Genomic DNA, 19,023 nt, shown 5'->3' with positions numbered 1-19,023 from the left:
CTTTTCTCACCAAGCTACTCGCATGAACTCACTAGAACATCTGTTGCAGCGCGCTGAACAACTGATCACGCGCCTGGAAACCCTGCTGCCTGCACCGCCCGCCGACATCAACTGGCAAGCCATTGCCTGGCGCTGGGTCAAACACGGCACACATGGCCAACTACAGGCCGTGGAGCACCCGCATGCGGTATTGCTGCAAGACATACAATTTATTGACCGGCAAAAAACCGAAGTCGTGCGTAACACCCGCCAATTTTTACAAGGCCTACCTGCCAACCATGTGCTGCTCACAGGCGCACGCGGCACTGGCAAATCGTCACTGGTCAAAGCGCTGCTCAACGCTTATGCTGACCAAGGCCTGCGCCTGATCGAAGTAGAAAAACAGGACCTGAACGACCTGCCACAAATTGCGCAGCTGATTCGCTCACGGCCTGAAAAGTTTATTATTTTCTGTGATGACCTCACCTTTGAAGCCAACGACACCGGCTACAAAGCGCTCAAAGTGATCCTCGATGGTTCGATTGAGAACGCTTCATCCAACCTGCTGGTGTACGCCACCTCTAACCGCAAAAACCTGATGCCGGAATATATGGCGGACAACCAGCCGATTGTAGACAAAGGTGAAATCCGCCAGAACGACACCATAGACGAAAAAACCTCGCTGGCCGAGCGCTTTGGCCTGTGGCTATCTTTTTACAGTTTTGACCAGGACGAATACCTGAGCATCGCCGAGCACTGGCTGGACACGTTTGGCATTATTATGGATGACACCGCGCGCCACGCCGCTCTCCAGTTTTACCACACCCGAGGCGCCCGTAGCGGCCGCGTCGCCTACCAGTTTGCCAAAGATTACGCAGGCAAGCTGCAACTGAAATCCTGATTACTATGACCAAACTCGTACAAGTCGCCGTTGCCATCCTGATGAAACCCGATGGTGAATACCTGCTCGCCAGCCGCCCCAATGGCAAAGGTTGGGCGGGCTGGTGGGAGTTTCCCGGCGGTAAGATTGAATCTGGCGAAACGCCAGAACACGCATTGATCCGTGAGTCCCAGGAAGAACTCGGCATTACCCCCACGCAAATACAGCCGTGGATCAAACGTCGCTACGACTACCCGGCCACCCATGATGCCGAAGCCAAAACCGTACTCCTGCACTTCTTTTTCGTGCATGCATGGCAAGGTGAGTTACAAGCACGCGAAGGCCAGCAATTCGCCTGGCAACATCCGCAAAAACTCAACGTCACCCCTGTGCTACCCGCCAACGCGCCAATTATGCAAGCCCTAAGCCTGCCGCCCGTTTATGCCATTAGCAATGTGCAAGAGATGGGCGAACCCGCCTTCTTGCAAGCGCTAAAACAACAATTAGACCAAGGCCTGCAACTGCTGCAAATTCGTGAACCTCAACTTGATAACGAAGCCCTCGCTCAACTAAGCGAAAAAGTACTGACACTGTGTGCCCCCTACAATTGTCGATGCTTGCTAAATAGCAGCCCAGAACAAGCCCAACAACTTGGCTACCAGGGGGTGCATTTAAACAGCCAGCGCCTGCTTGCACTCACGAAAAAACCGGATCATTTATTAGTCGGCGCCTCTTGCCACGATGTAGAGCAATTGCAAAAAGCACAAGCCCTGCAATTAGACTTCGCCCTGCTCTCCCCCGTGCTGCCAACCCAAAGCCACCTGGAAGCCACTGGATTAGGCTGGGAGAAGTTTAGTGAAATGCTGAATGGGTTAGAAATTCCAGTGTATGGGTTGGGCGGTATGCGCCTGGAGCATCTTTCACAATCGCAAGCCTGTGGTGCGCGTGGTGTCGCGATGCAACGTGCACTTTGGCGCTCACTTTAAATACATAGAGTTGATATTGAAGTCTCAAGGTTTCATCTAAATTGACGCATTAATATTTCTATCTTAAGATGCACCAGATATTAACAAAAATTGTCAAATATCAATTTACACCCTTAATCAATCCAGAATGTACTTTTGACCGAAAAATAAAATATCCAAGGTACACATTTCAAGCTAGGTTTCTCTTCATGGCAGCATCCTCACCGCACAGAAATATATCCAAAGCAATCTATTCTCAACTTGCAATCATGGCCGCTTATGCCATTTTTTTATTCGGTTGCACTAAAGAACCTGAATTAACTATTTCGATAGCCCCTGAAACACCTGCCGCTATCAAAACGACAGTTGAAGACGTATGGCCGAAGATCAAAACCATCTGCCCTGGATTAATACGTTATTCATCAGACATTCAATTTGCGGGCATCGAAAACAATCTTTCTTATGCTCCAGAAAATGCGAAGCGCATCGAAATCAAGTTTCGAGTATCTGAAAACCCAACAAAAATACCTGATAGCTATCGTGCTGCCGGGCACATGTGTTTTTTCTCTCTTAGCCCTGATGGCAAAGAATTGAATATTTCAAAAAGCTCATGCGCGTCTCTTTGCACCGACACGGAAGAAACCAACGAATACTCAAAAGCACTATGAGACTTCACCAAGTGGAAAGTGATTAATGTTGCTCGAATCATTATTCAAACAAGGCTGGCTCCATGAGGTTTGGCAGCGAAAGACATCTCTGCTCTCTGGAGCTCTAGCAATATTATCTTTATCGCTAGCCCACTACGCTGGCTTTTTAATGAAGGTTCCATTACAAATCGTAGCCGTTGCCGGGTTACCACTAGCCAAAGGAGTGACCGCCACATTTCTGTTTTATGTGCTTTTTTGTGCAGTTTTTGCGCGAGTATTGACTTCCATGTTTCAACTCGTTGCACTTCCATTCCTCACTGCAACCGATCGGCTGGAGCTCGGATTCCGCAGAAAGATGGCCTGGTTGCATCAGCGTCGCTTCGTTCGCTCGCACAAAGAAACCATCAAATGGGAAGGGTATATTTGGGTTATTCTTCAAGCTGCCATATTTCTTTTAGTGATGTTGGCTATATATGTAAAATTTACGATGACCTGGTTTTCCGGCGTTGGACTCTTCACATCCATTATATTTGTTTTCCTGTCTGGGCTTGTTAGAGCCGGATTCTTTCTTCAACCAAACCCAAGCATTTTCATCAAAAAAATTAAAAGACGTCCTGCTTACTCAGGACGAGCGGCATCCGCAACATTTGTAACAGCGACCGCTGCTCTTATTGTTACGGCATTCTTCATGGGTAGTATGCGCGCAAGTTTATTGCGGAATGACGAACCACATATGATCGTCACAAGGGAGTTCACGGGCAACGCTAACATTATTGCAAGCACGGAAGGAGCCCTGCTATTGTTCCAAAAACAGGGCGACGAGTTTCGATATATTTACTCTACTCCTGAATTTACAGCATCCATGGAAACCAAACCCATATTTTCTCCAGTCGACTCTCACAAAGAGCCACTATGCCGCCTAACCATTCCAGCGCAAGCGAAAACTTGCTTGAGCACCGAGTAAGTGACCGATTGAACTTCTATTGACTGAATACATGAACACACAACAACCCAATAATCCCTTGCATGGGGTGACGCTTGAATACATTGTAATACAACTGGTCGAGCATTACGGCTGGGATAGACTCGCGCAAAAAGTGAATATCAACTGCTTCAAGAGTGATCCCTCTGTGAAATCCAGCTTGAAGTTTTTGCGGAGGACGCCATGGGCGCGGACTGAGGTAGAAAATTTATATGTCGCGACTTTTGCTAAAAATCACGGCTGATATTGATTGGGGCTTCACCCCCACATGAAGCGATTTTAAATCAGGGCGCGGCTTTTACCGGCATGGTGACAAACTGGTCGGTAATCTTGCCTTGTTTGTCTTTGAAGCACAGTCTGAATTTAACTTGTTCGCCTGCTTTAAGCGGTGTGGGCAGTTCAAACAGCATTAAGTGCAGGCCACCCGGTGCCAGTTTAACTGGTTTGCCAGCAGGCACTGGCAGCTCTTCCATACTACGCATTTTCATGACGCCGTTCTGCATGGTCATGCTGTGCATTTCTACCGTGCCAGCACGCTCTGTTTCTGCATAGACCAGGGTGACATCCTGCGCGCTGGATAATGTAACGTAGGCGGCGCCGACAGATTGGCCTGGATTGGAGGCACGCACCCAGGCATCGCTTAGTTTGACTTCTGCATGTGCAACACCCAGCCAGCCGATCAGGCAAACGCTGGTGACGAGGCGGGATAAGAAGGCTGTTTTTTGCATATTCAGAATCCTGGCAGCCAGTTATTCTGGCTCGTATAAATCTGGCGGGGTGCTATCAGGAATACGAAACTTCTCCGTGGCCCAATCGCCGAGGTCGACCAGTTTGCAACGCTCACTGCAGAATGGGCGATATGGATTAGCGGTGGAGTACTCCGAAGTTTCGCCACAAGACGGACAAGCCACCTTGCGGGGTTTTACGGCGGGCTGTGTCAATTGTGTCCAGCCCCGGTAAAGTTACAGACGATCATCTTGAATGGGATGTCCTGCTCGCAGCCTTTGGGGCGTTGCACGAAATCGAGTTTTTGGAAGCGGATATTGATCGCGTATTTATTGGCACTGACTTCCGGGAAGCATTCGTCATGGTCTATCTCGATGCGCAACAGTTGCGCTGGTTTATGCCCTGACAATTGCTGCTGGTAAGCACCATGATGCGCCACCAATGACAACACCTGACCACTGCCGCGCAGCAGTTGCAAAATCAGGCGGATCGATTCGTACATAGGCATCAATTTGGCCAGCCAGTTATCGAAGTCGTCTTTACGACGTTCCACACCCAGGTACAACCAATGACGGTAAGACGGTAAATCAAACTCACAGACGCCGCCAGGAATACTGGTGCGTTGTTTGACGCTCATTAACCAGTCATTTTCACGTAAGGACTGGCCGAGTTTTTGATGGTCAGAACGCAATGCAGTGGCGCAGCGATCCAGGCTGGATAAGGTGCTCGCCAGCGCATGCTTGTCAATATTTGGATTGGTTTGCAGAAACGATAGCTGGACTTTGTGCCTGTCCAGCTCTTGTAGCAGATCGACCTTCAAATCCCCGCGATCAATCAAATCCAGGATTTGCAGCATGGAAATCAGCGCGACATGATGACTGATCTCATGCCCAATCTCAATGTGGTGCAACATCTTGACGAACAGATCTTCTAGGCGGAGATAAGTTCTGATGCGCTCGTTAAATGGAAACTCGTAGCTCGACACGGCAGCCTTTTCTGTCAGCTGATACTTGAAAAGTATGCAATAAAAGCCTGATTATGAAACCCTTTTCATTCACTGGCAAGTCTTAGAGAAATTTTTATGAAACTCTAGCACTTTTTCCTGCAATTTAGCCAGTGTTTGATCGTTTTCGATCACCGAATCGGCAATGGCTAAACGTTCATCGCGGCTGCTTTGCGCGGCGATCATGGCCTGCGCCATGCCTTCTGACAGCTGGCTGCGCTGTATTACGCGCGTAAGTTGCGTCTGCTCATCGCAATCCACCACCAGCACGTGATCAATCATGCGCCAGTCATCGCGGCTTTCCACCAACAACGGAATCGCCAGCACCACGTAAGCCTCAGTATGCTGTGCAATTTGCCTGATCGCTTCGCTGCGAATGGCCGGATGCATAATTTGATTGAGTTGATCCAGTGCATCAGGCTCGGCAAAGACCAATTCGCGTAATTTTGCCCGATCAAGCTGACCATCGGCATTAAACATGGCATCGCCAAACTGCGCACGCACCGCCTGCATGGCCGGGCTGCCCGGCGCGCTCATGTCACGGGCGATATGGTCTAAATCGACCACAGGCACACCGAGTGCCATAAACGCTTTGCAGACTTCGGTTTTACCACTGCCTATGCCGCCAGTCACGGCCACGACTTTGCTCATTATGGGACCAGGTAATAGGAAGCTAGCGCTTGCCCGTAAAACAAAGCTGCAATGCCGCCCAGCGCCAAAAATGGGCCAAACGGAATCGCTGTTTGGCGGGTTTTGCCTTTAAGCAAGATCAAGCCGATGCCGATCACACTGCCCACCACCGAGCTCAGCAAAATAACGGCGGGTAATAATTGCCAGCCGAACCAGGCACCGATCGCGGCCAGCAGTTTAAAGTCACCATAACCCATCCCCTCTTTGCCTGTGACCAGCTTGAATAGCCAATAGACTGACCATAACACCAGGTAACCTGCCATTGCACCAACCACGGCTGAGGTGAGGTCGGTAAATCCGTATTTGATATTCAGCAACAGGCCCAGCCATAACAAAGGCAGCGTAATATCATCGGGGAGCAACTGGGTGTCAAAATCGATAAACGTTAATGCAACCAATGCAAACACAAATGCCAGGGCAAATATCGTCAGCATGCTGTAACCATACTGCACAGCGACAGCCAATGACAGCAAGCCAGTGAGCAACTCGACCAGTGGATAACGTACGGAAATTGACGCTTTACAGCCTCGGCAGCGCCCGCGCAAGAACAGGTAGCTGATGACAGGGATATTTTCGATGGCAGTTATCTTGTGTCCGCAATGCGGGCAAGCAGAGCGCGGTGTGACCAGGTTATATTTTGGCTGCTCCGGCGCGGTTTGTCCTTGCAAATCCAGGCAGCTGGCGTGCCATTCGCGCTCCATCATCTTGGGTAAGCGATGGATCACCACATTGAGAAAACTACCCACCAGCAAGCCAATCATCAAGCACACTGCCTGCAAAAAATGGGGTTGCGTCTGCATTAAACTTAAAACGGGTTCAAGGATTTCTGACATGATACCGATAACATAGTTAAGGTTGCTGCATCATCGCATCGTTAATGCAAGTAAGCAAGGCTAAAAGACGGCAAAACCTGCTTAAAAGGGGCTTTCCCTGCCTTGAAAACCACTTGTCTGGCACCATTTATGTGTAAGATGGATGCTACAGTGCAACCGATCAGGTTTGTAGCTGTGTTTAAGTGACATCCGTTATCAAGTGAAGGAAGTTGCCTATGTCTGATCAAATCAAATTTACGCCACCGACCGAAGCAGGTCTCAATCAGGTCGAGTTAAATCAAGTCGAGCATCCTGCCTGGGATGAGCCCGTCATTTGCCGGGTAGAAGTGGACTTGCCAGGCTGGCTCACCAAACTGACCGGACAATCTCACTGGGAAGTTTACAGTGAAGAAGAAGAGGAAAACTGCATCAGCTTTGGCATGCGTTCGCTGCAAACACGCGGTTTGCATAAGGCTGCCGAACTGATCGCCGAAAAAGATATGCAGGCAGAAGTGACGCTGTACCACAACGGCTACGCAGTGGTCGATGTGAATGGCCAGTCACTGTTTGATGGCGCACTCACCAATGCCACCAACGACTGCGCACGACTCAGCTACTACCACGTCAGTGGCGAGCCAATCGCATTGAACTGATATTGCAAAAGTAGATTGAACTGAAGCTGTCACAGTCAGCCTGGCCACAGGCTGACTGTCTAATTATTGCTGACGACTGACAGAGAAATTAGCCAAATCCAGCAAAGCCTGTTTGGCGGCAGTTGGTGCAAACACCGATAAGGCTTCACAAGCCAGGCTGGCTTCTTTTTGTGCGACGGCGCGCACATAATCAAATGCTTTCACGGCATGCAAAATATCCAGCACGGCACCTAATTGAGATACCTGCCCCTCTAGCAATGCCTGCTTCACCAGGTCAGCCTGTGCCGCTGGCGCTTGTTGAATCGCGTACAACATCGGCAGCGTTACTTTGCCTTCTGCAAGATCATTACCTAGGGTTTTACCAATCTTCTCGCTGTCACCAGTCAAATCCAGCACATCATCAATCAGCTGAAACGCAGTGCCCAAATGCATGCCATAGGTGGCCAAACCCTCTTCCTGCTCAGCGTTGGCCTGGCACTGCACAGCGCCCAAACGCGTCGCAGCTTCAAACAGTTTGGCGGTTTTAAAGTGAATCACCTGCAAATAATCCTGCTCACTGACGCCAATATTGCGCACGTTGAGCAACTGCAACACTTCACCTTCAGAAATCACATTGGTCGCGTCGGCCAAAATCTCCATCACGCGCATGTTTTGCAACTTGACCATCATCTGGAAAGCGCGCGAATACAAAAAGTCACCCACCAGCACACTGGCCGGGTTGCCATAGACATGATTAGCAGTTGATTTACCACGACGCAGCTCAGACGCATCAACCACGTCATCATGCAGCAAGGTCGCGGTATGAATAAATTCGATAATGGCGGCCAGCGAATGATGGGCCGGCGTCACCGCGCCAGCCAAATCGCCGGACATCAACACCAGTGCCGGACGCAAGCGTTTGCCACCGCTGTGGATGATGTATTCCGAAATTTGATTAATCAGCGGAACTTGGGATGACAAAGACTGGCGAATAACGGCATCCACCTGCTGCATATCGCCTGCAATCCGCGCCAAACAAGCATTTAGAGACACTGAAACACCAATGAAAAAACAAAGTTAAAGCATACCATACCTGCCCTGCCTCTCGCTACGCTCAAGGCGGCAGAATATACATACAGACGGGGTTGATCATGCAGCAACATCTACGAATAAGCAGCAAATGCAATGATCTACCACAGGAAAGAAAAAAGCCTTGCTTCCGAAGAAACAAGGCTTTTTATTTTTGGCGCGCCCGGAGCGATTCGAACGCCCGACCCTTTGGTTCGTAGCCAAATACTCTATCCAACTGAGCTACGGGCGCCAAGGTTTGTTGCTTTGCAACAAAAACAGCATTATAACACTATTTTAAGCTTTGTGGCGGTGCAGATTCACATCAAACAACCAATTTACCAAAAAACCATACCCGCACGGAGCAAGGTTTTTGGCGGTGAGCGAGGGATTCGAACCCTCGATACAGGTTTAAGCCCATATGCTTCCTTAGCAGGGAAGTGCCTTCGACCTCTCGGCCAGCTCACCTTATTAAAACAATCAAGTCCTAATAAAAACCAACACAGCTTACGCTGTTTTCTTTGCAGCATTGCTACTGCATCGAAGGGCGCCATACTACGTGAAAACCCTTCAGAAATCAACGTCAAAAACAAGAATGTTTTATTTCTTTATATAAAAGAAAGGTGAAATAAGCGAGCGAGCGGGATGAAGTACAAGGCGCACGGAACGCAGAAACCGGAATGTACATGGAGTACATGAGGATTTTGAGTACCGCGTAACGCAGTTATTCACCCGCGCAGCCGCTTATTCCGCGTTTCTATTAAGCGTTTTCAAGGCCAAATGCCTTGTGTAACACGCGTACCGCCAGCTCCATATATTTCTCTTCGATCACCACGGCGATTTTAATTTCGCTGGTAGAAATCATCTGGATATTAATACCCTCTTCGGCCAATGTACGGAACATCTGGCTGGCAATACCCACATGTGAGCGCATACCCACACCGACCACAGACACCTTGGCGATCTTGTCATCGCCACTGATTTCACGTGCCTGAATATGACCTTGCACCTTGTCGCGCAGCAACGCCAGTGTTTTGTTCATCTCATTTTTGTGTACAGTGAACGTAAAGTCAGTCGTGCCATCAGCGCCGACGTTCTGGATAATCATATCGACATCGATATTGGCATCGGCCACCGGCCCCAGAATCTGATAAGCGATGCCTGGTTTATCAGGCACGCCAGTCACAGTAATTTTCGCCTCATCGCGATTAAAAGCGATGCCGGAGATAATTGGTTCTTCCATGTTTTCCTCATTTTCTTCGAATGTGATCAGTGTGCCGTCGCCTTCTTCTTCAAAGCTTGAGAGCACACGTAATTTGACTTTGTATTTACCGGCGAACTCTACAGAACGGATCTGTAGCACTTTGGAGCCTTGAGAGGCCAGCTCCAGCATCTCTTCAAAAGTGATTTTTTCCAGTCGACGCGCCTCAGGCACTACGCGAGGATCGGTGGTATATACGCCATCCACATCAGTATAGATTTGGCATTCATCGGCTTTTAAAGCAGCCGCCAAGGCCACACCAGTGGTGTCGGAACCACCGCGACCCAGCGTGGTGATATTGCCATTGGCATCCACGCCCTGAAAGCCTGCCACGACACAGACATAGCCGTCATCGAGGTCTTTTTTCAGGTTGTGCTGGTCAATGTCCAGAATCCGCGCTTTGTTATAAGCATCATCCGTCAGGATTTTGACTTGGGTGCCGGTATAGCTTTTTGCCTTGATACCCAGCTCCATCAACGCCAGGGCAGTCATGCCTATAGTCACTTGCTCACCAGTAGACACCATCACGTCCAACTCACGCGGATCAGGATCCGGCATGATTTCCTTGGCCAAGGAGATCAAACGGTTTGTTTCGCCGGACATGGCAGACACCACGACCACCACTTGATGCCCCATGGCCTTATAGCGCGCAACACGACGCGCCACATGACGGATACGCTCGGGATTGGCGACTGAGGTGCCGCCATATTTTTGTACGATTAATGCCATTATTTCGCTCTGTTAATCAATTGAATTAATTTAGTTTTGCTTCTGCCCAAGCCCTCACGCTGGCCAGAGCCTGCGGCAAATTGGCAGGCTCGGTACCACCAGCCATCGCCATATCCGGCTTGCCACCACCTTTGCCACCCACCTGGCCTGCAACGTGATTCACCAGCTCACCGGCTTTCACTTTGCCGGTTAAGTCACTGGTGACACCTGCCGCCAGGCTGACTTTACCGTCGGCCACACTGGACAAGACAATGACGGCAGATTTAAGCTTATCCTTGAGCTTATCCATGGTTTCGCGCAAGGCATTGGCATCCGCACCTTCCAAGGTTGCTGCCAACACCTTCACACCGTTGATATCCAGTGCCTGTGTCGCCAGGTCATCCCCTTGGGAGGACGCCAGTTTGGACTTGAGTCGTGCCAGTTCTTTTTCCAGGGACTTCACGTTATCCATCACCTGGGCGATTTTGGCAGGCAACTCATGCGCTGGCGCTTTTAGCTCACCAGCTACCTGATTAATCAGGGTTTGTTGCGCCTGCACCAGCTTTAATGCACCCTCGCCTGTGGTCGCTTCTACACGACGCACGCCAGCAGCCACACCGCTCTCAGCGGTGATTTTAAACAAGCCAATATCGCCAGTGCGGCTAACATGGGTGCCTCCGCATAGCTCACGCGAGGTGCCAATATCGAGCACGCGCACTTCGTCACCATATTTTTCGCCAAACAGCATCATGGCGCCAGTTTGCTGTGCAGACTCAATGTCCATCACACGCGCCTGGGTCGCCGCGTTGGCAAGAATTTCTGCATTCACCAATGCCTCGACTTTGGCAATCTCTGCATCGGTCATCGGCGCATTGTGCACAAAGTCAAAACGGGTTTTTTCAGTATCCACCAGGCTGCCTTTTTGTTGCACGTGCTCGCCCAACACTTCACGCAAGGCTTTGTGCATCAAGTGTGTGGCAGAGTGGTTACGCATGGTGTTGGCACGCGCTTGCAGATTGACTTTGGCAGCCAATTCATCACCGACTGACAAGGTGCCGGTCTTGAGCACGCCATGATGCCCAAACACCGCCGCCTGAATTTTTTGCGTATCTTCTACGGCAAAAATACCGTTGGCGGACTTGAGTTCACCGCTGTCGCCAATCTGGCCGCCAGATTCAGCATAGAAAGGCGTATGGTCCAGCACCACCACGCCCAGATCCCCTTCATTCAAGATATGGACTGCGCTACCATCCTTATACAGCGCCAGTACTTTGGCCGGAGTTTCCAGTTTATCGTAACCATGGAATGTCGTCGCCGCGCCATCATATTCAAGATTCAGCGCCATTTTGAACTTACCCGCCGCACGCGCCTGTTCTTTCTGGCGCGCCATGGCAGCATCAAAACCTGCCGTATCCACGGTCACACCACGTTCACGGCAAATATCTGCGGTCAAATCCAGCGGGAAGCCAAAGGTATCGTGTAATTTAAACGCCAGGTCGCCATTGAAAATAGCAGGTTTGGTCGCCAGTTCAGCTTCCAGAATCTGCATACCGTTTTCAATGGTTTCAAAGAAGCGGTCTTCTTCCTGCTTGAGAATATCAGTGATACGTGTCTGGTTGCTCACGAGCTCAGGATAAGCCTCGCCCATTTCAGCCACCAGGTCCGCAACCAGCTTGTGGAAGAAGGCGGCTCTACAGCCCAGTTTGTAACCATGACGGATGGCGCGGCGGATAATCCGGCGCAACACGTAACCGCGGCCTTCGTTACCCGGAATCACACCATCGGCAATCAGGAAGGAGCAGGCACGGATATGGTCAGCCAGCACTTTGAGTGACGGGCTATCCAGGTCAGCCGTATGGGTTTCGCGCGCAGCTGCTTTAATCAGCGCCTGGAACAAATCAATTTCGTAGTTGGCATGCACGCCTTGCAACACGGCAGAAATACGCTCCAAACCCATACCAGTATCTACCGATGGCTTAGGCAGTGGATGCATGACACCCGCTTCATCGCGGTTAAACTGCATGAAGACGTTGTTCCAGATTTCGATAAAGCGGTCACCATCTTCATCAGGTGATCCTGGAGGACCACCAGGGATATGTGCACCGTGATCATAGAAAATTTCGGTACAAGGGCCGCAAGGACCGGTATCGCCCATCATCCAGAAGTTGTCAGAGGCATAACGTGCGCCCTTGTTATCGCCAATACGGACAATCTTGTCCGCAGGCACGCCGACTTCTTTGTGCCAGATGTCATACGCTTCATCATCTTCCGCGTATACCGTCACCATCAGGCGCTCTTTCGGCAAGGCGTAGACTTCAGTCAACAACTCCCAGGCGAATGCAATGGCATCGCGCTTGAAATAATCGCCAAAACTAAAGTTACCCAGCATCTCAAAAAAGGTATGGTGACGCGCAGTGTAACCGACGTTTTCGAGGTCATTGTGCTTGCCGCCAGCACGTACACATTTCTGGGCTGAGGCCGCACGCGTATAGGCGCGCTTGTCAAAGCCAAGGAATACGTCTTTAAACTGGTTCATACCCGCATTGGTAAACAGCAAGGTCGGGTCGCCGTGTGGCACCAGTGAACTGGAAGCCACTACCTGATGGCCTTTGGAAGCAAAAAAATCCAGGAATGCCTGGCGGATTTGCTTGCTGGAAGGATTGCTTCCGTAACTAACTGTCGTCTTCTGGACTGTCATCTTCTGCGTGTCTATTCAAAATTTGTTTAATCACTTCAAACGTAAAACCGCGACTTTGTAAAAAACGGGCTTGTTTCGCCCATTCCTCACGCGTCGTCGCGGCCGCTTTAAACTTTTTGCGCCAGACTTCCCTGGCGCGTTCTACTTCATTGTCCTGCAAACCGGCAACGGCTTCGGCAATCAGGGTGTCATCCACCCCTTTTTCACGCAACTCGTGCGCTACCCGCGCCGCACCGAACTTGGCCTGGCGCGCATGCACCATTTGCTCGGTATAGCGTGCATCACTTAACCAGCCACGGCCTTTGAAATCCGCAATCAAGGCCGGGATATCATCTTCTTCGCCAGCGTAGCCTTTAAGCTTTTGCGCCAACTCAGCGGCGGAATACTCGCGCTTGCTTAACAACTCAAGCGCACGCTGGCGCAGCGATTTCTCCACGGTTTGCCGCAAAGGGATTAATCGTCCTCACCTCTGGCTGAAGGCATACTATCGGCCAGCACATTGGAGTTTTCGCGGATTTTGGCTTCGATCTCAGCGGCAATCGCTGGGTTTTCACGCAGGAACTCTTTGGCATTTTCCTTACCCTGGCCGATTTTTTCGCCATTGTAGCTATACCAGGCACCGGCTTTTTCCACCAGTTTGAGGTTGGTACCCAACTCGATCACTTCACCCAGACGTGAAATCCCTTCGCCATACATAATGTCGAATTCTGCCTGCTTAAACGGCGGCGCGACTTTATTTTTGATGACTTTGACTTTAGTCTCAGAACCAATCACTTCGTCGCCCTTTTTAATCGCGCCCGTACGGCGGATATCCAGACGCACGGATGAGTAAAACTTCAGCGCGTTACCGCCAGTGGTGGTTTCCGGGTTGCCAAACATGACACCAATTTTCATACGGATTTGGTTAATGAAGATCACCAGCGTATTGGTACGCTTGATATTGCCGGTCAGTTTACGCAGCGCCTGTGACATCAAGCGCGCTTGCAGGCCCATATGGCTGTCGCCCATTTCGCCTTCAATTTCAGCACGTGGCGTCAGGGCTGCCACCGAGTCCACCACCACGATATCGACAGAACCAGAACGCACCAGCATGTCGGCAATTTCCAGCGCCTGCTCGCCCGTGTCTGGCTGAGAAATCAGCAGCTCAGGCACATTGACGCCCAGCTTGGCCGCATATTGTGGATCCAAGGCGTGCTCGGCATCGATAAACGCGGCCACGCCACCCAGCTTTTGCATTTCAGCAATGGCAGACAAAGTCAGCGTCGTTTTACCTGAAGATTCCGGGCCATAAATCTCAACAATACGGCCACGTGGCAAACCGCCTACGCCCAGCGCAATATCCAGGCCCAGCGAACCGGTAGAGACCACTTGCAAGTCTTCACCAATATCGCCATCGCCCATGCGCATAATGGAGCCTTTGCCGAACTGTTTTTCAATTTGAGAGAGTGCGGCGGCGAGCGCTTTGCTTTTGTTGTCATCCATGCTGATTGCTTTCTTTGACCAATAAAAATGCGTTGTTTACACAAACGCTATATACTTCAAACAATAACTTCTAATTATTTCATAAATCGACCATCAGTGAAATGGCGAAGCCATGAATTAGGCGAGTGAATGCCATCTGCGAGGGATGGCCGGTGATTGCAAATAAGCAATGCCAGGCCAGCACTGTTGCACGTAATGGTTGTCAACCGTTATAAGGCAGGTGCGTTAAAGCTACAGAGAGCATTAATTTGTTTTCCGTGTGAGGAGAATTTATGAAAACCGTAAAATATATATTGACGTTTGCACTGGGCAGCCTGGCTGCATTCAGCGCGCAAGCACAGGATAACTGGTCAGTCGGCGTGGTCGTTGGCAATCCATACCCACCCGCTTACTACGCACCACCACCGGTCTATTATGCGCCACCACCAGTGGTCGTTTACCGCCACCCGCAAAGTAACTTCTATGGTGTGCCAGCCGTAGCTTACCCGCAACCAGCACCTGGCTTTATCCAGTTTTCGTATGGAAACGGTGGCTATGGTGGTTATAACTATGGTCCGAGAAACTTTTACGGCGGTGGCTGGAACGGCGGCGGACATGGCCACGGCCACGGCCACGGCCACGGCCACCATCATCACCGCTAGTTCTGATTACAGTGCATTAGCCATCTTTAGCAAGCCAGCCAGCAAATAGCTGGCGGCCTGCTCGCGCACTTGCGTTCTATCACCTTCAAAATGACGGGTTTCTATCACCGTAGTATTGCCTCTGCTGCCGCCATCACTGCGAGATGCCCAGGCAAAACATACCGTGCCAACCGGTTTGTGCGGTGATCCACCACCCGGCCCAGCAATGCCAGTAATGGCAGCACTTAAGTGCGCCTGACTGTGTTGCAATGCCCCTAAGGCCATTGCCTCAGCCACGGGCTCGCTGACCGCACCAAACTCGGCAATCAATGCATCAGGAACACCCAGCATCTCGATTTTTGCCACATTGCTATAGGTAACAAAACCGCGATCGAACCAGGCAGAACTACCTGCAATGGCGGTCACCGCTTGTGCAACCATCCCGCCAGTGCAAGACTCGGCCAGCGCCAACTGCCTGTGCTTTACTTGTAGTGCCTGTCCCAAGGTTTCGCTTAACTCAAGCAATATGTTCATGACACGTAGCCTTGTGCAAGTTGCAATACCAACATGGCCATGATTGCCGCCAGCACATCATCCAGCATCACGCCCAACCCACCTTTTACACGCTGATCTATCCAGCCGATAGGAAAAGGCTTCCAGATATCAAACAGCCGGAAGCTGGCAAACGCAGCCAGGCCCCAAGCCCATGTGAATGGTACCGTGACCAACACAGCGGCCATCGCCACGACTTCATCCCACACAATAGCTCCATGGTCGCTGACGCCTAATGCACGACCGGTCACCTCGCAACACCAGATACCTAGCAAGAACAACACACCTAAACTTAACCATTGCTGCATCAGCGGCAAGCCCATCAATAGCCAATACAGCGGAAAGCCCAATAATGTGCCTACCGTGCCCGGCGCTTTAGGTGATAAGCCGGTGCCCAGGCCAAAGCTCAGGCAATGCAGAGGATGCGAAAACAGTAAGCCCCAACTTGGCGGCTGCGGTGGGCGGTGATTAGCCAAAATGCGCATATCCTTTCTGCGATAAGTCGATACGCACGTCACCGTTAAACACGTGCAAGCCTGCCTGCGTGGTAATTTGCCCGATACGGCTCAAGGGCAATCCTAGCTGCGCCGAGAGCGCCTGCAAAGCGTCCCTGTGCTGCGGCGCAGCAGTAAAACATAACTCATAATCGTCGCCACCAGCCAACACAGCCTGTTGTAACACAGCATCACGCACTGACGACTGCTGCAACACAGGCTTGGGCATTGCCGTCCAATCCAACACAGCGCCAACAGAGGATGCTTGCAGTATATGCGTCAGGTCCGCCAGCAAGCCATCTGAAATATCCAGTGCAGCGGTTGCCACACCGCGCAATGCCAGCCCTAGTGCCACACGAGGTTGCGGGTGATGCATGGCTGTGGCCAGTGCAGCGAGCGCTTCAGTATGTATCTCCAGCTTGCCTAAACGATGCTGCAGCCACAATGCCGCCTGCCCCAACACGCCACTGACCCAGACATCATCACCTGCCTGCGCGCCATTGCGCTGCAAAGCCTGGCCTGGCGGCACTTCGCCCAGGATATTAATGGCAATATTCAAAGGCCCGCGCGTGGTATCGCCACCAACCAGGGATACGCCAAACTGATCGGCACAGGCAAACAGCCCTTTACTGAACCCTTGTAACCAAGACTCGTCAATCTCTGGCAAGGCAATCGACAAGGTGGCCCATTTGGGCTCGGCGCCCATGGCTGCCATATCACTGACATTCACCGCCATGGCTTTCCAACCGATGGCAAACGGGTCAATATCGGCAAAAAAATGCGTCCCGACCACCGACATATCTGCTGAAATCGCTAACTGATAGCCTGGTCGCACGCGGATCAGCGCCGCGTCATCGCCCACGCCCAGATCGGCCTGTGCAGGCCGGGTAAAATAGTTGGCAATTAGCTCAAATTCAGCCACGGCGACCCTGCCACCAGCGCAACCATACAGTGGCCACGGCCCAAGCCAGCAAAATACCGACGACATCCGCCAGCCAGTCATACACACTGGGCTGCCTGGTGGTGGTGAGTATGCCTTGTAAGACTTCCATCAGTGCGCCAAACGCAGTCAGCCCAAACAAAGTAGTTTTAGGAAAACGCTGAAACGCCAGCAAGCCCCAGAAGGTGACGCCACCAAAGGCGATCACATGCTGGATTTTGTCTTTGTAAATCGAGCCATCATTTGTTGGCGCCATTTCCATGAGCAACAAATACGTCAGCAAGGCAAAACAACTGATAAAAATCAGCCTGGAAATAGTGTTATAACGCATGCAATCTCTTTGAATAACTTAAGAATTTAATTTATTTGCGAATGGCAGATTTAGGACGAAAAGATTTGACGATGGTTTCGTCAGTTTCCAGATAAGGCATTGGCTTATCACTAGTTGCCAGCAAATCCAGGCAATACGGCACAGCGGCAAAGATGCCGGGCACCAAAGTATTACCGTCGCTATCCTTGAGACCTTCCAGCGTTTCCTGTATCGACTTGGGCTGCCCCGGCAAATTAATCACCAGGCACTGCTTGCGGATCACGGCGACCTGGCGCGACAAAATTGCCGTCGGCACAAAACGCAGGCTGATTTGGCGCATTTGTTCACCAAAGCCAGGCATTTCCTTGTCGCCAATGGCCAAGGTCGCCTCCGGCGTCACATCCCTGAGTGCAGGACCAGTACCGCCTGTGGTCAGCACCAGATGGCAACCTTCTTCGTCGACCAGTTGTTTAAGGGTCTGCGAAATCGTCGCCTGATCATCGGCAATCAGGCGGCTGGAGACAGTATAAGGAGAAACCACCGCCTGCGCCAACCAGGCGGTGAGCGCCGGGATGCCCTTGTCTTCATAAACGCCTTGCGAGGCACGATCACTGATAGAAACTAACCCAATGCGCGTGAATTGTTCTTGCATAACCTGGTCTATGACAATTGTGTCTGTGTTAATGTACCAATACATCATAACATTACAAGCTGTTATTCGATCATGGAGAATTCGATGAACCCCCTGTGCAAGCCTGGACAGTCCGTTATGCCCGCTTCCTCCTTATCAGGCCAGTGGTCTTTATATTTCAAGCATGCTGCAGTGCTGGCAGCCTTGACCTTAAGCACCGCTGCCTGGGCAGAAGACAACCCTTACAGCCTCAATTACCAGGCACAAAACCAGGGCAATTTACACTCATTGCAAGCGAACCCTGAACCACAGCTTTTCAGTGGCACGCGCCGCGATGAAGACAATATCAGGATGCTGGAAAACGGCTACGACCTGATGGGATTCAGCAGCTTTGAGGCGGGCGAAGTGGATGCGGAGCAGGCACGCAACCATGGCCGCGCCATCCAGGCCGACAGCATCCTGGTGTACATGAAAAAAGCGGGCGGCGCCTCTCCTTCATCGAGAATGGAAGTGATTAAAGAAGCGGTAAAAAAAGGCCAAGCACTGACCGAAAAAGATGTCGCAGTCAAAGCAGGCAGCTATCGCTATTACGCCACTTACTGGGCAAAACTGCCACCACCGTTGCTGGGCATCCATGTCATCAAACTGGTGCCTAAACAATCCGGGCAAAACGACGATGCACCGGCTAGTAAGGTCAGCAGTGAAGGCGTGCGTGTGATTGCCGTGATTCATGGTTCTGCGGCTGAAAAAGGCGGTGTGGTGCGTGGAGATCAATTACTCAGCATCAACAACGAAAAAGTGGATGATGCGGCGCAACTTTCCAGCCTGGTCAGGAAATACAGCGGAAAAGTGGTCAAAGTGCAATTAGAGCGCCAGGGAGAGCCGCTGGCGGCTGAGGTACAGCTATAGTGTTTAAATGGCCTTAACTCGATTGCCGACGCCT

General features: G+C 51.1%; 23 protein-coding genes and 2 tRNA genes. 8 read left to right on the top strand and 17 right to left on the bottom strand.

Annotated elements, in window-relative coordinates:
• Positions 1–22 precede the first annotated feature (22 nt).
• From INP79_RS04585 to INP79_RS04565, 5 genes are all read left to right on the top strand, one after another.
• Positions 23–880, top strand: coding sequence for an ATP-binding protein (locus INP79_RS04585; protein WP_194753111.1), 858 nt, complete (start codon positions 23–25; stop codon positions 878–880).
• Between the two features lie 5 nt (positions 881–885).
• Positions 886–1,845: a Nudix family hydrolase gene (locus INP79_RS04580; RefSeq protein ID WP_194753110.1), complete on the top strand. Its 960-nt coding sequence runs from the start codon at positions 886–888 to the stop codon at positions 1,843–1,845.
• A gap of 188 nt (positions 1,846–2,033) precedes the next feature.
• Positions 2,034–2,492 (top strand): hypothetical protein, encoded by a 459-nt coding sequence (locus tag INP79_RS04575; protein WP_194753109.1) that lies wholly within the window; start codon positions 2,034–2,036, stop codon positions 2,490–2,492.
• Positions 2,493–2,517: 25 nt separating this feature from the next.
• The gene (locus INP79_RS04570; protein ID WP_194753108.1) at positions 2,518–3,435 is read left to right on the top strand and encodes a hypothetical protein; all 918 of its coding nucleotides are present in this window, start codon (positions 2,518–2,520) and stop codon (positions 3,433–3,435) included.
• Positions 3,436–3,466: 31 nt separating this feature from the next.
• Positions 3,467–3,697 (top strand): VF530 family DNA-binding protein, encoded by a 231-nt coding sequence (locus INP79_RS04565; RefSeq protein ID WP_194753107.1) that lies wholly within the window; start codon positions 3,467–3,469, stop codon positions 3,695–3,697.
• A 40-nt stretch (positions 3,698–3,737) separates the two neighbouring features.
• Here INP79_RS04565 and INP79_RS04560 read toward each other — a convergent pair whose 3' ends face one another.
• The 5 genes from INP79_RS04560 to INP79_RS04540 form a co-directional block, all read right to left on the bottom strand.
• The gene (locus tag INP79_RS04560) at positions 3,738–4,181 is read right to left on the bottom strand and encodes a copper chaperone PCu(A)C (RefSeq protein ID WP_194753106.1); all 444 of its coding nucleotides are present in this window, start codon (positions 4,179–4,181) and stop codon (positions 3,738–3,740) included.
• 21 nt (positions 4,182–4,202) lie between these two features.
• Positions 4,203–4,364, bottom strand: coding sequence for a DNA gyrase inhibitor YacG (locus INP79_RS04555; protein ID WP_369751528.1), 162 nt, complete (start codon positions 4,362–4,364; stop codon positions 4,203–4,205).
• 26 nt (positions 4,365–4,390) lie between these two features.
• Positions 4,391–5,164 carry a cell division protein ZapD gene (gene zapD, locus INP79_RS04550; protein ID WP_194740769.1) on the bottom strand — a complete coding sequence of 258 codons (774 nt, stop codon included), beginning with the start codon at positions 5,162–5,164 and terminating at the stop codon, positions 4,391–4,393.
• 69 nt (positions 5,165–5,233) lie between these two features.
• A complete protein-coding gene (gene coaE / locus INP79_RS04545; RefSeq protein WP_194753105.1) occupies positions 5,234–5,833 on the bottom strand; it encodes a dephospho-CoA kinase in 600 nt (199 codons plus the stop codon).
• Positions 5,833–6,672, bottom strand: a complete 840-nt coding sequence (locus tag INP79_RS04540) for an A24 family peptidase (protein WP_194753104.1) — start codon at positions 6,670–6,672, stop codon at positions 5,833–5,835. The genes coaE and INP79_RS04540 overlap by 1 nt, the downstream gene beginning before the upstream one ends.
• A gap of 248 nt (positions 6,673–6,920) precedes the next feature.
• Between INP79_RS04540 and INP79_RS04535 the strand changes: the two genes are divergently transcribed.
• Complete coding sequence (locus INP79_RS04535) at positions 6,921–7,337, top strand: hypothetical protein (protein WP_194753103.1); 417 nt, start codon at positions 6,921–6,923, stop codon at positions 7,335–7,337.
• 63 nt (positions 7,338–7,400) lie between these two features.
• Here INP79_RS04535 and INP79_RS04530 read toward each other — a convergent pair whose 3' ends face one another.
• The 7 genes from INP79_RS04530 to recA all read right to left on the bottom strand — a co-directional run bounded on the left by INP79_RS04530 (position 7,401) and on the right by recA (position 14,533).
• On the bottom strand, positions 7,401–8,330 hold the full coding sequence (locus tag INP79_RS04530) for a polyprenyl synthetase family protein (protein WP_194753854.1): 930 nt from the start codon (positions 8,328–8,330) through the stop codon (positions 7,401–7,403).
• 230 nt (positions 8,331–8,560) lie between these two features.
• Positions 8,561–8,637 (bottom strand) — tRNA-Arg (locus tag INP79_RS04525).
• A gap of 121 nt (positions 8,638–8,758) precedes the next feature.
• Positions 8,759–8,852 (bottom strand) — tRNA-Ser (locus INP79_RS04520).
• A 292-nt stretch (positions 8,853–9,144) separates the two neighbouring features.
• The gene (locus tag INP79_RS04515) at positions 9,145–10,374 is read right to left on the bottom strand and encodes an aspartate kinase (protein WP_019881715.1); all 1,230 of its coding nucleotides are present in this window, start codon (positions 10,372–10,374) and stop codon (positions 9,145–9,147) included.
• A gap of 25 nt (positions 10,375–10,399) precedes the next feature.
• Positions 10,400–13,051, bottom strand: a complete 2,652-nt coding sequence (alaS, locus tag INP79_RS04510) for an alanine--tRNA ligase (protein ID WP_194753102.1) — start codon at positions 13,049–13,051, stop codon at positions 10,400–10,402.
• Entirely contained in the window at positions 13,026–13,487 is a 462-nt protein-coding gene (recX, locus tag INP79_RS04505) for a recombination regulator RecX (RefSeq protein WP_370583227.1), read from the bottom strand. Before recX ends, alaS begins: the two co-directional genes overlap by 26 nt.
• 17 nt (positions 13,488–13,504) lie before the next feature.
• Positions 13,505–14,533 (bottom strand): recombinase RecA, encoded by a 1,029-nt coding sequence (gene recA / locus INP79_RS04500; RefSeq protein ID WP_194740763.1) that lies wholly within the window; start codon positions 14,531–14,533, stop codon positions 13,505–13,507.
• A gap of 272 nt (positions 14,534–14,805) precedes the next feature.
• Between recA and INP79_RS04495 the strand changes: the two genes are divergently transcribed.
• The gene (locus INP79_RS04495) at positions 14,806–15,174 is read left to right on the top strand and encodes a hypothetical protein (RefSeq protein ID WP_194753100.1); all 369 of its coding nucleotides are present in this window, start codon (positions 14,806–14,808) and stop codon (positions 15,172–15,174) included.
• A 6-nt stretch (positions 15,175–15,180) separates the two neighbouring features.
• On the opposite strand, the gene INP79_RS04490 is transcribed toward INP79_RS04495, so the two are convergent.
• Genes INP79_RS04490 through mog form a run of 5 tightly spaced genes read right to left on the bottom strand, consistent with a single transcriptional unit; the run spans position 15,181 to position 18,101 of the window.
• The gene (locus INP79_RS04490; protein WP_194753099.1) at positions 15,181–15,687 is read right to left on the bottom strand and encodes a CinA family protein; all 507 of its coding nucleotides are present in this window, start codon (positions 15,685–15,687) and stop codon (positions 15,181–15,183) included.
• On the bottom strand, positions 15,684–16,190 hold the full coding sequence (locus INP79_RS04485) for a phosphatidylglycerophosphatase A (protein ID WP_194753098.1): 507 nt from the start codon (positions 16,188–16,190) through the stop codon (positions 15,684–15,686). The genes INP79_RS04490 and INP79_RS04485 overlap by 4 nt, the downstream gene beginning before the upstream one ends.
• Positions 16,174–17,121: a thiamine-phosphate kinase gene (gene thiL, locus INP79_RS04480; protein ID WP_194753097.1), complete on the bottom strand. Its 948-nt coding sequence runs from the start codon at positions 17,119–17,121 to the stop codon at positions 16,174–16,176. The genes INP79_RS04485 and thiL overlap by 17 nt, the downstream gene beginning before the upstream one ends.
• Positions 17,114–17,470 carry a hypothetical protein gene (locus INP79_RS04475; protein WP_194753096.1) on the bottom strand — a complete coding sequence of 119 codons (357 nt, stop codon included), beginning with the start codon at positions 17,468–17,470 and terminating at the stop codon, positions 17,114–17,116. Before INP79_RS04475 ends, thiL begins: the two co-directional genes overlap by 8 nt.
• Positions 17,471–17,501: 31 nt before the next feature.
• Positions 17,502–18,101, bottom strand: coding sequence for a molybdopterin adenylyltransferase (mog, locus tag INP79_RS04470; RefSeq protein ID WP_194753095.1), 600 nt, complete (start codon positions 18,099–18,101; stop codon positions 17,502–17,504).
• 117 nt (positions 18,102–18,218) lie between these two features.
• On the opposite strand from mog, the gene INP79_RS04465 reads away from it, so the two are divergent.
• The gene (locus INP79_RS04465) at positions 18,219–18,989 is read left to right on the top strand and encodes a PDZ domain-containing protein (RefSeq protein ID WP_228519713.1); all 771 of its coding nucleotides are present in this window, start codon (positions 18,219–18,221) and stop codon (positions 18,987–18,989) included.
• The last annotated feature ends 34 nt before the right edge of the window (positions 18,990–19,023 follow it).

This window comes from Methylophilus sp. QUAN, from assembly GCF_015354445.1.
Lineage (GTDB): Bacteria > Pseudomonadota > Gammaproteobacteria > Burkholderiales > Methylophilaceae > Methylophilus.
This window is presented reverse-complemented; position numbering and strand designations above follow the sequence as displayed.

What these genes read in the sequence shown, in the direction of transcription:
- INP79_RS04530 (WP_194753854.1), bottom strand. Translation starts at nt 8,330, where the DNA reads ATGCAGCAGGTGGATGCCGTTATTCGCCAGTCTTTGTCATCCCAAGTT.
- INP79_RS04560 (WP_194753106.1), bottom strand. Translation starts at nt 4,181, where the DNA reads ATGCAAAAAACAGCCTTCTTATCCCGCCTCGTCACCAGCGTTTGCCTG.
- alaS (WP_194753102.1), bottom strand. Translation starts at nt 13,051, where the DNA reads ATGACAGTCCAGAAGACGACAGTTAGTTACGGAAGCAATCCTTCCAGC.
- recA (WP_194740763.1), bottom strand. Translation starts at nt 14,533, where the DNA reads ATGGATGACAACAAAAGCAAAGCGCTCGCCGCCGCACTCTCTCAAATT.
- coaE (WP_194753105.1), bottom strand. Translation starts at nt 5,833, where the DNA reads ATGAGCAAAGTCGTGGCCGTGACTGGCGGCATAGGCAGTGGTAAAACC.
- mog (WP_194753095.1), bottom strand. Translation starts at nt 18,101, where the DNA reads ATGCAAGAACAATTCACGCGCATTGGGTTAGTTTCTATCAGTGATCGT.
- INP79_RS04580 (WP_194753110.1), top strand. Translation starts at nt 886, where the DNA reads ATGACCAAACTCGTACAAGTCGCCGTTGCCATCCTGATGAAACCCGAT.
- INP79_RS04485 (WP_194753098.1), bottom strand. Translation starts at nt 16,190, where the DNA reads ATGCGCATTTTGGCTAATCACCGCCCACCGCAGCCGCCAAGTTGGGGC.
- INP79_RS04540 (WP_194753104.1), bottom strand. Translation starts at nt 6,672, where the DNA reads ATGCAGACGCAACCCCATTTTTTGCAGGCAGTGTGCTTGATGATTGGC.
- INP79_RS04465 (WP_228519713.1), top strand. Translation starts at nt 18,219, where the DNA reads ATGCCCGCTTCCTCCTTATCAGGCCAGTGGTCTTTATATTTCAAGCAT.
- INP79_RS04575 (WP_194753109.1), top strand. Translation starts at nt 2,034, where the DNA reads ATGGCAGCATCCTCACCGCACAGAAATATATCCAAAGCAATCTATTCT.
- INP79_RS04565 (WP_194753107.1), top strand. Translation starts at nt 3,467, where the DNA reads ATGAACACACAACAACCCAATAATCCCTTGCATGGGGTGACGCTTGAA.
- INP79_RS04515 (WP_019881715.1), bottom strand. Translation starts at nt 10,374, where the DNA reads ATGGCATTAATCGTACAAAAATATGGCGGCACCTCAGTCGCCAATCCC.
- INP79_RS04570 (WP_194753108.1), top strand. Translation starts at nt 2,518, where the DNA reads ATGTTGCTCGAATCATTATTCAAACAAGGCTGGCTCCATGAGGTTTGG.
- INP79_RS04475 (WP_194753096.1), bottom strand. Translation starts at nt 17,470, where the DNA reads ATGCGTTATAACACTATTTCCAGGCTGATTTTTATCAGTTGTTTTGCC.
- INP79_RS04585 (WP_194753111.1), top strand. Translation starts at nt 23, where the DNA reads ATGAACTCACTAGAACATCTGTTGCAGCGCGCTGAACAACTGATCACG.
- INP79_RS04490 (WP_194753099.1), bottom strand. Translation starts at nt 15,687, where the DNA reads ATGAACATATTGCTTGAGTTAAGCGAAACCTTGGGACAGGCACTACAA.
- INP79_RS04495 (WP_194753100.1), top strand. Translation starts at nt 14,806, where the DNA reads ATGAAAACCGTAAAATATATATTGACGTTTGCACTGGGCAGCCTGGCT.
- INP79_RS04535 (WP_194753103.1), top strand. Translation starts at nt 6,921, where the DNA reads ATGTCTGATCAAATCAAATTTACGCCACCGACCGAAGCAGGTCTCAAT.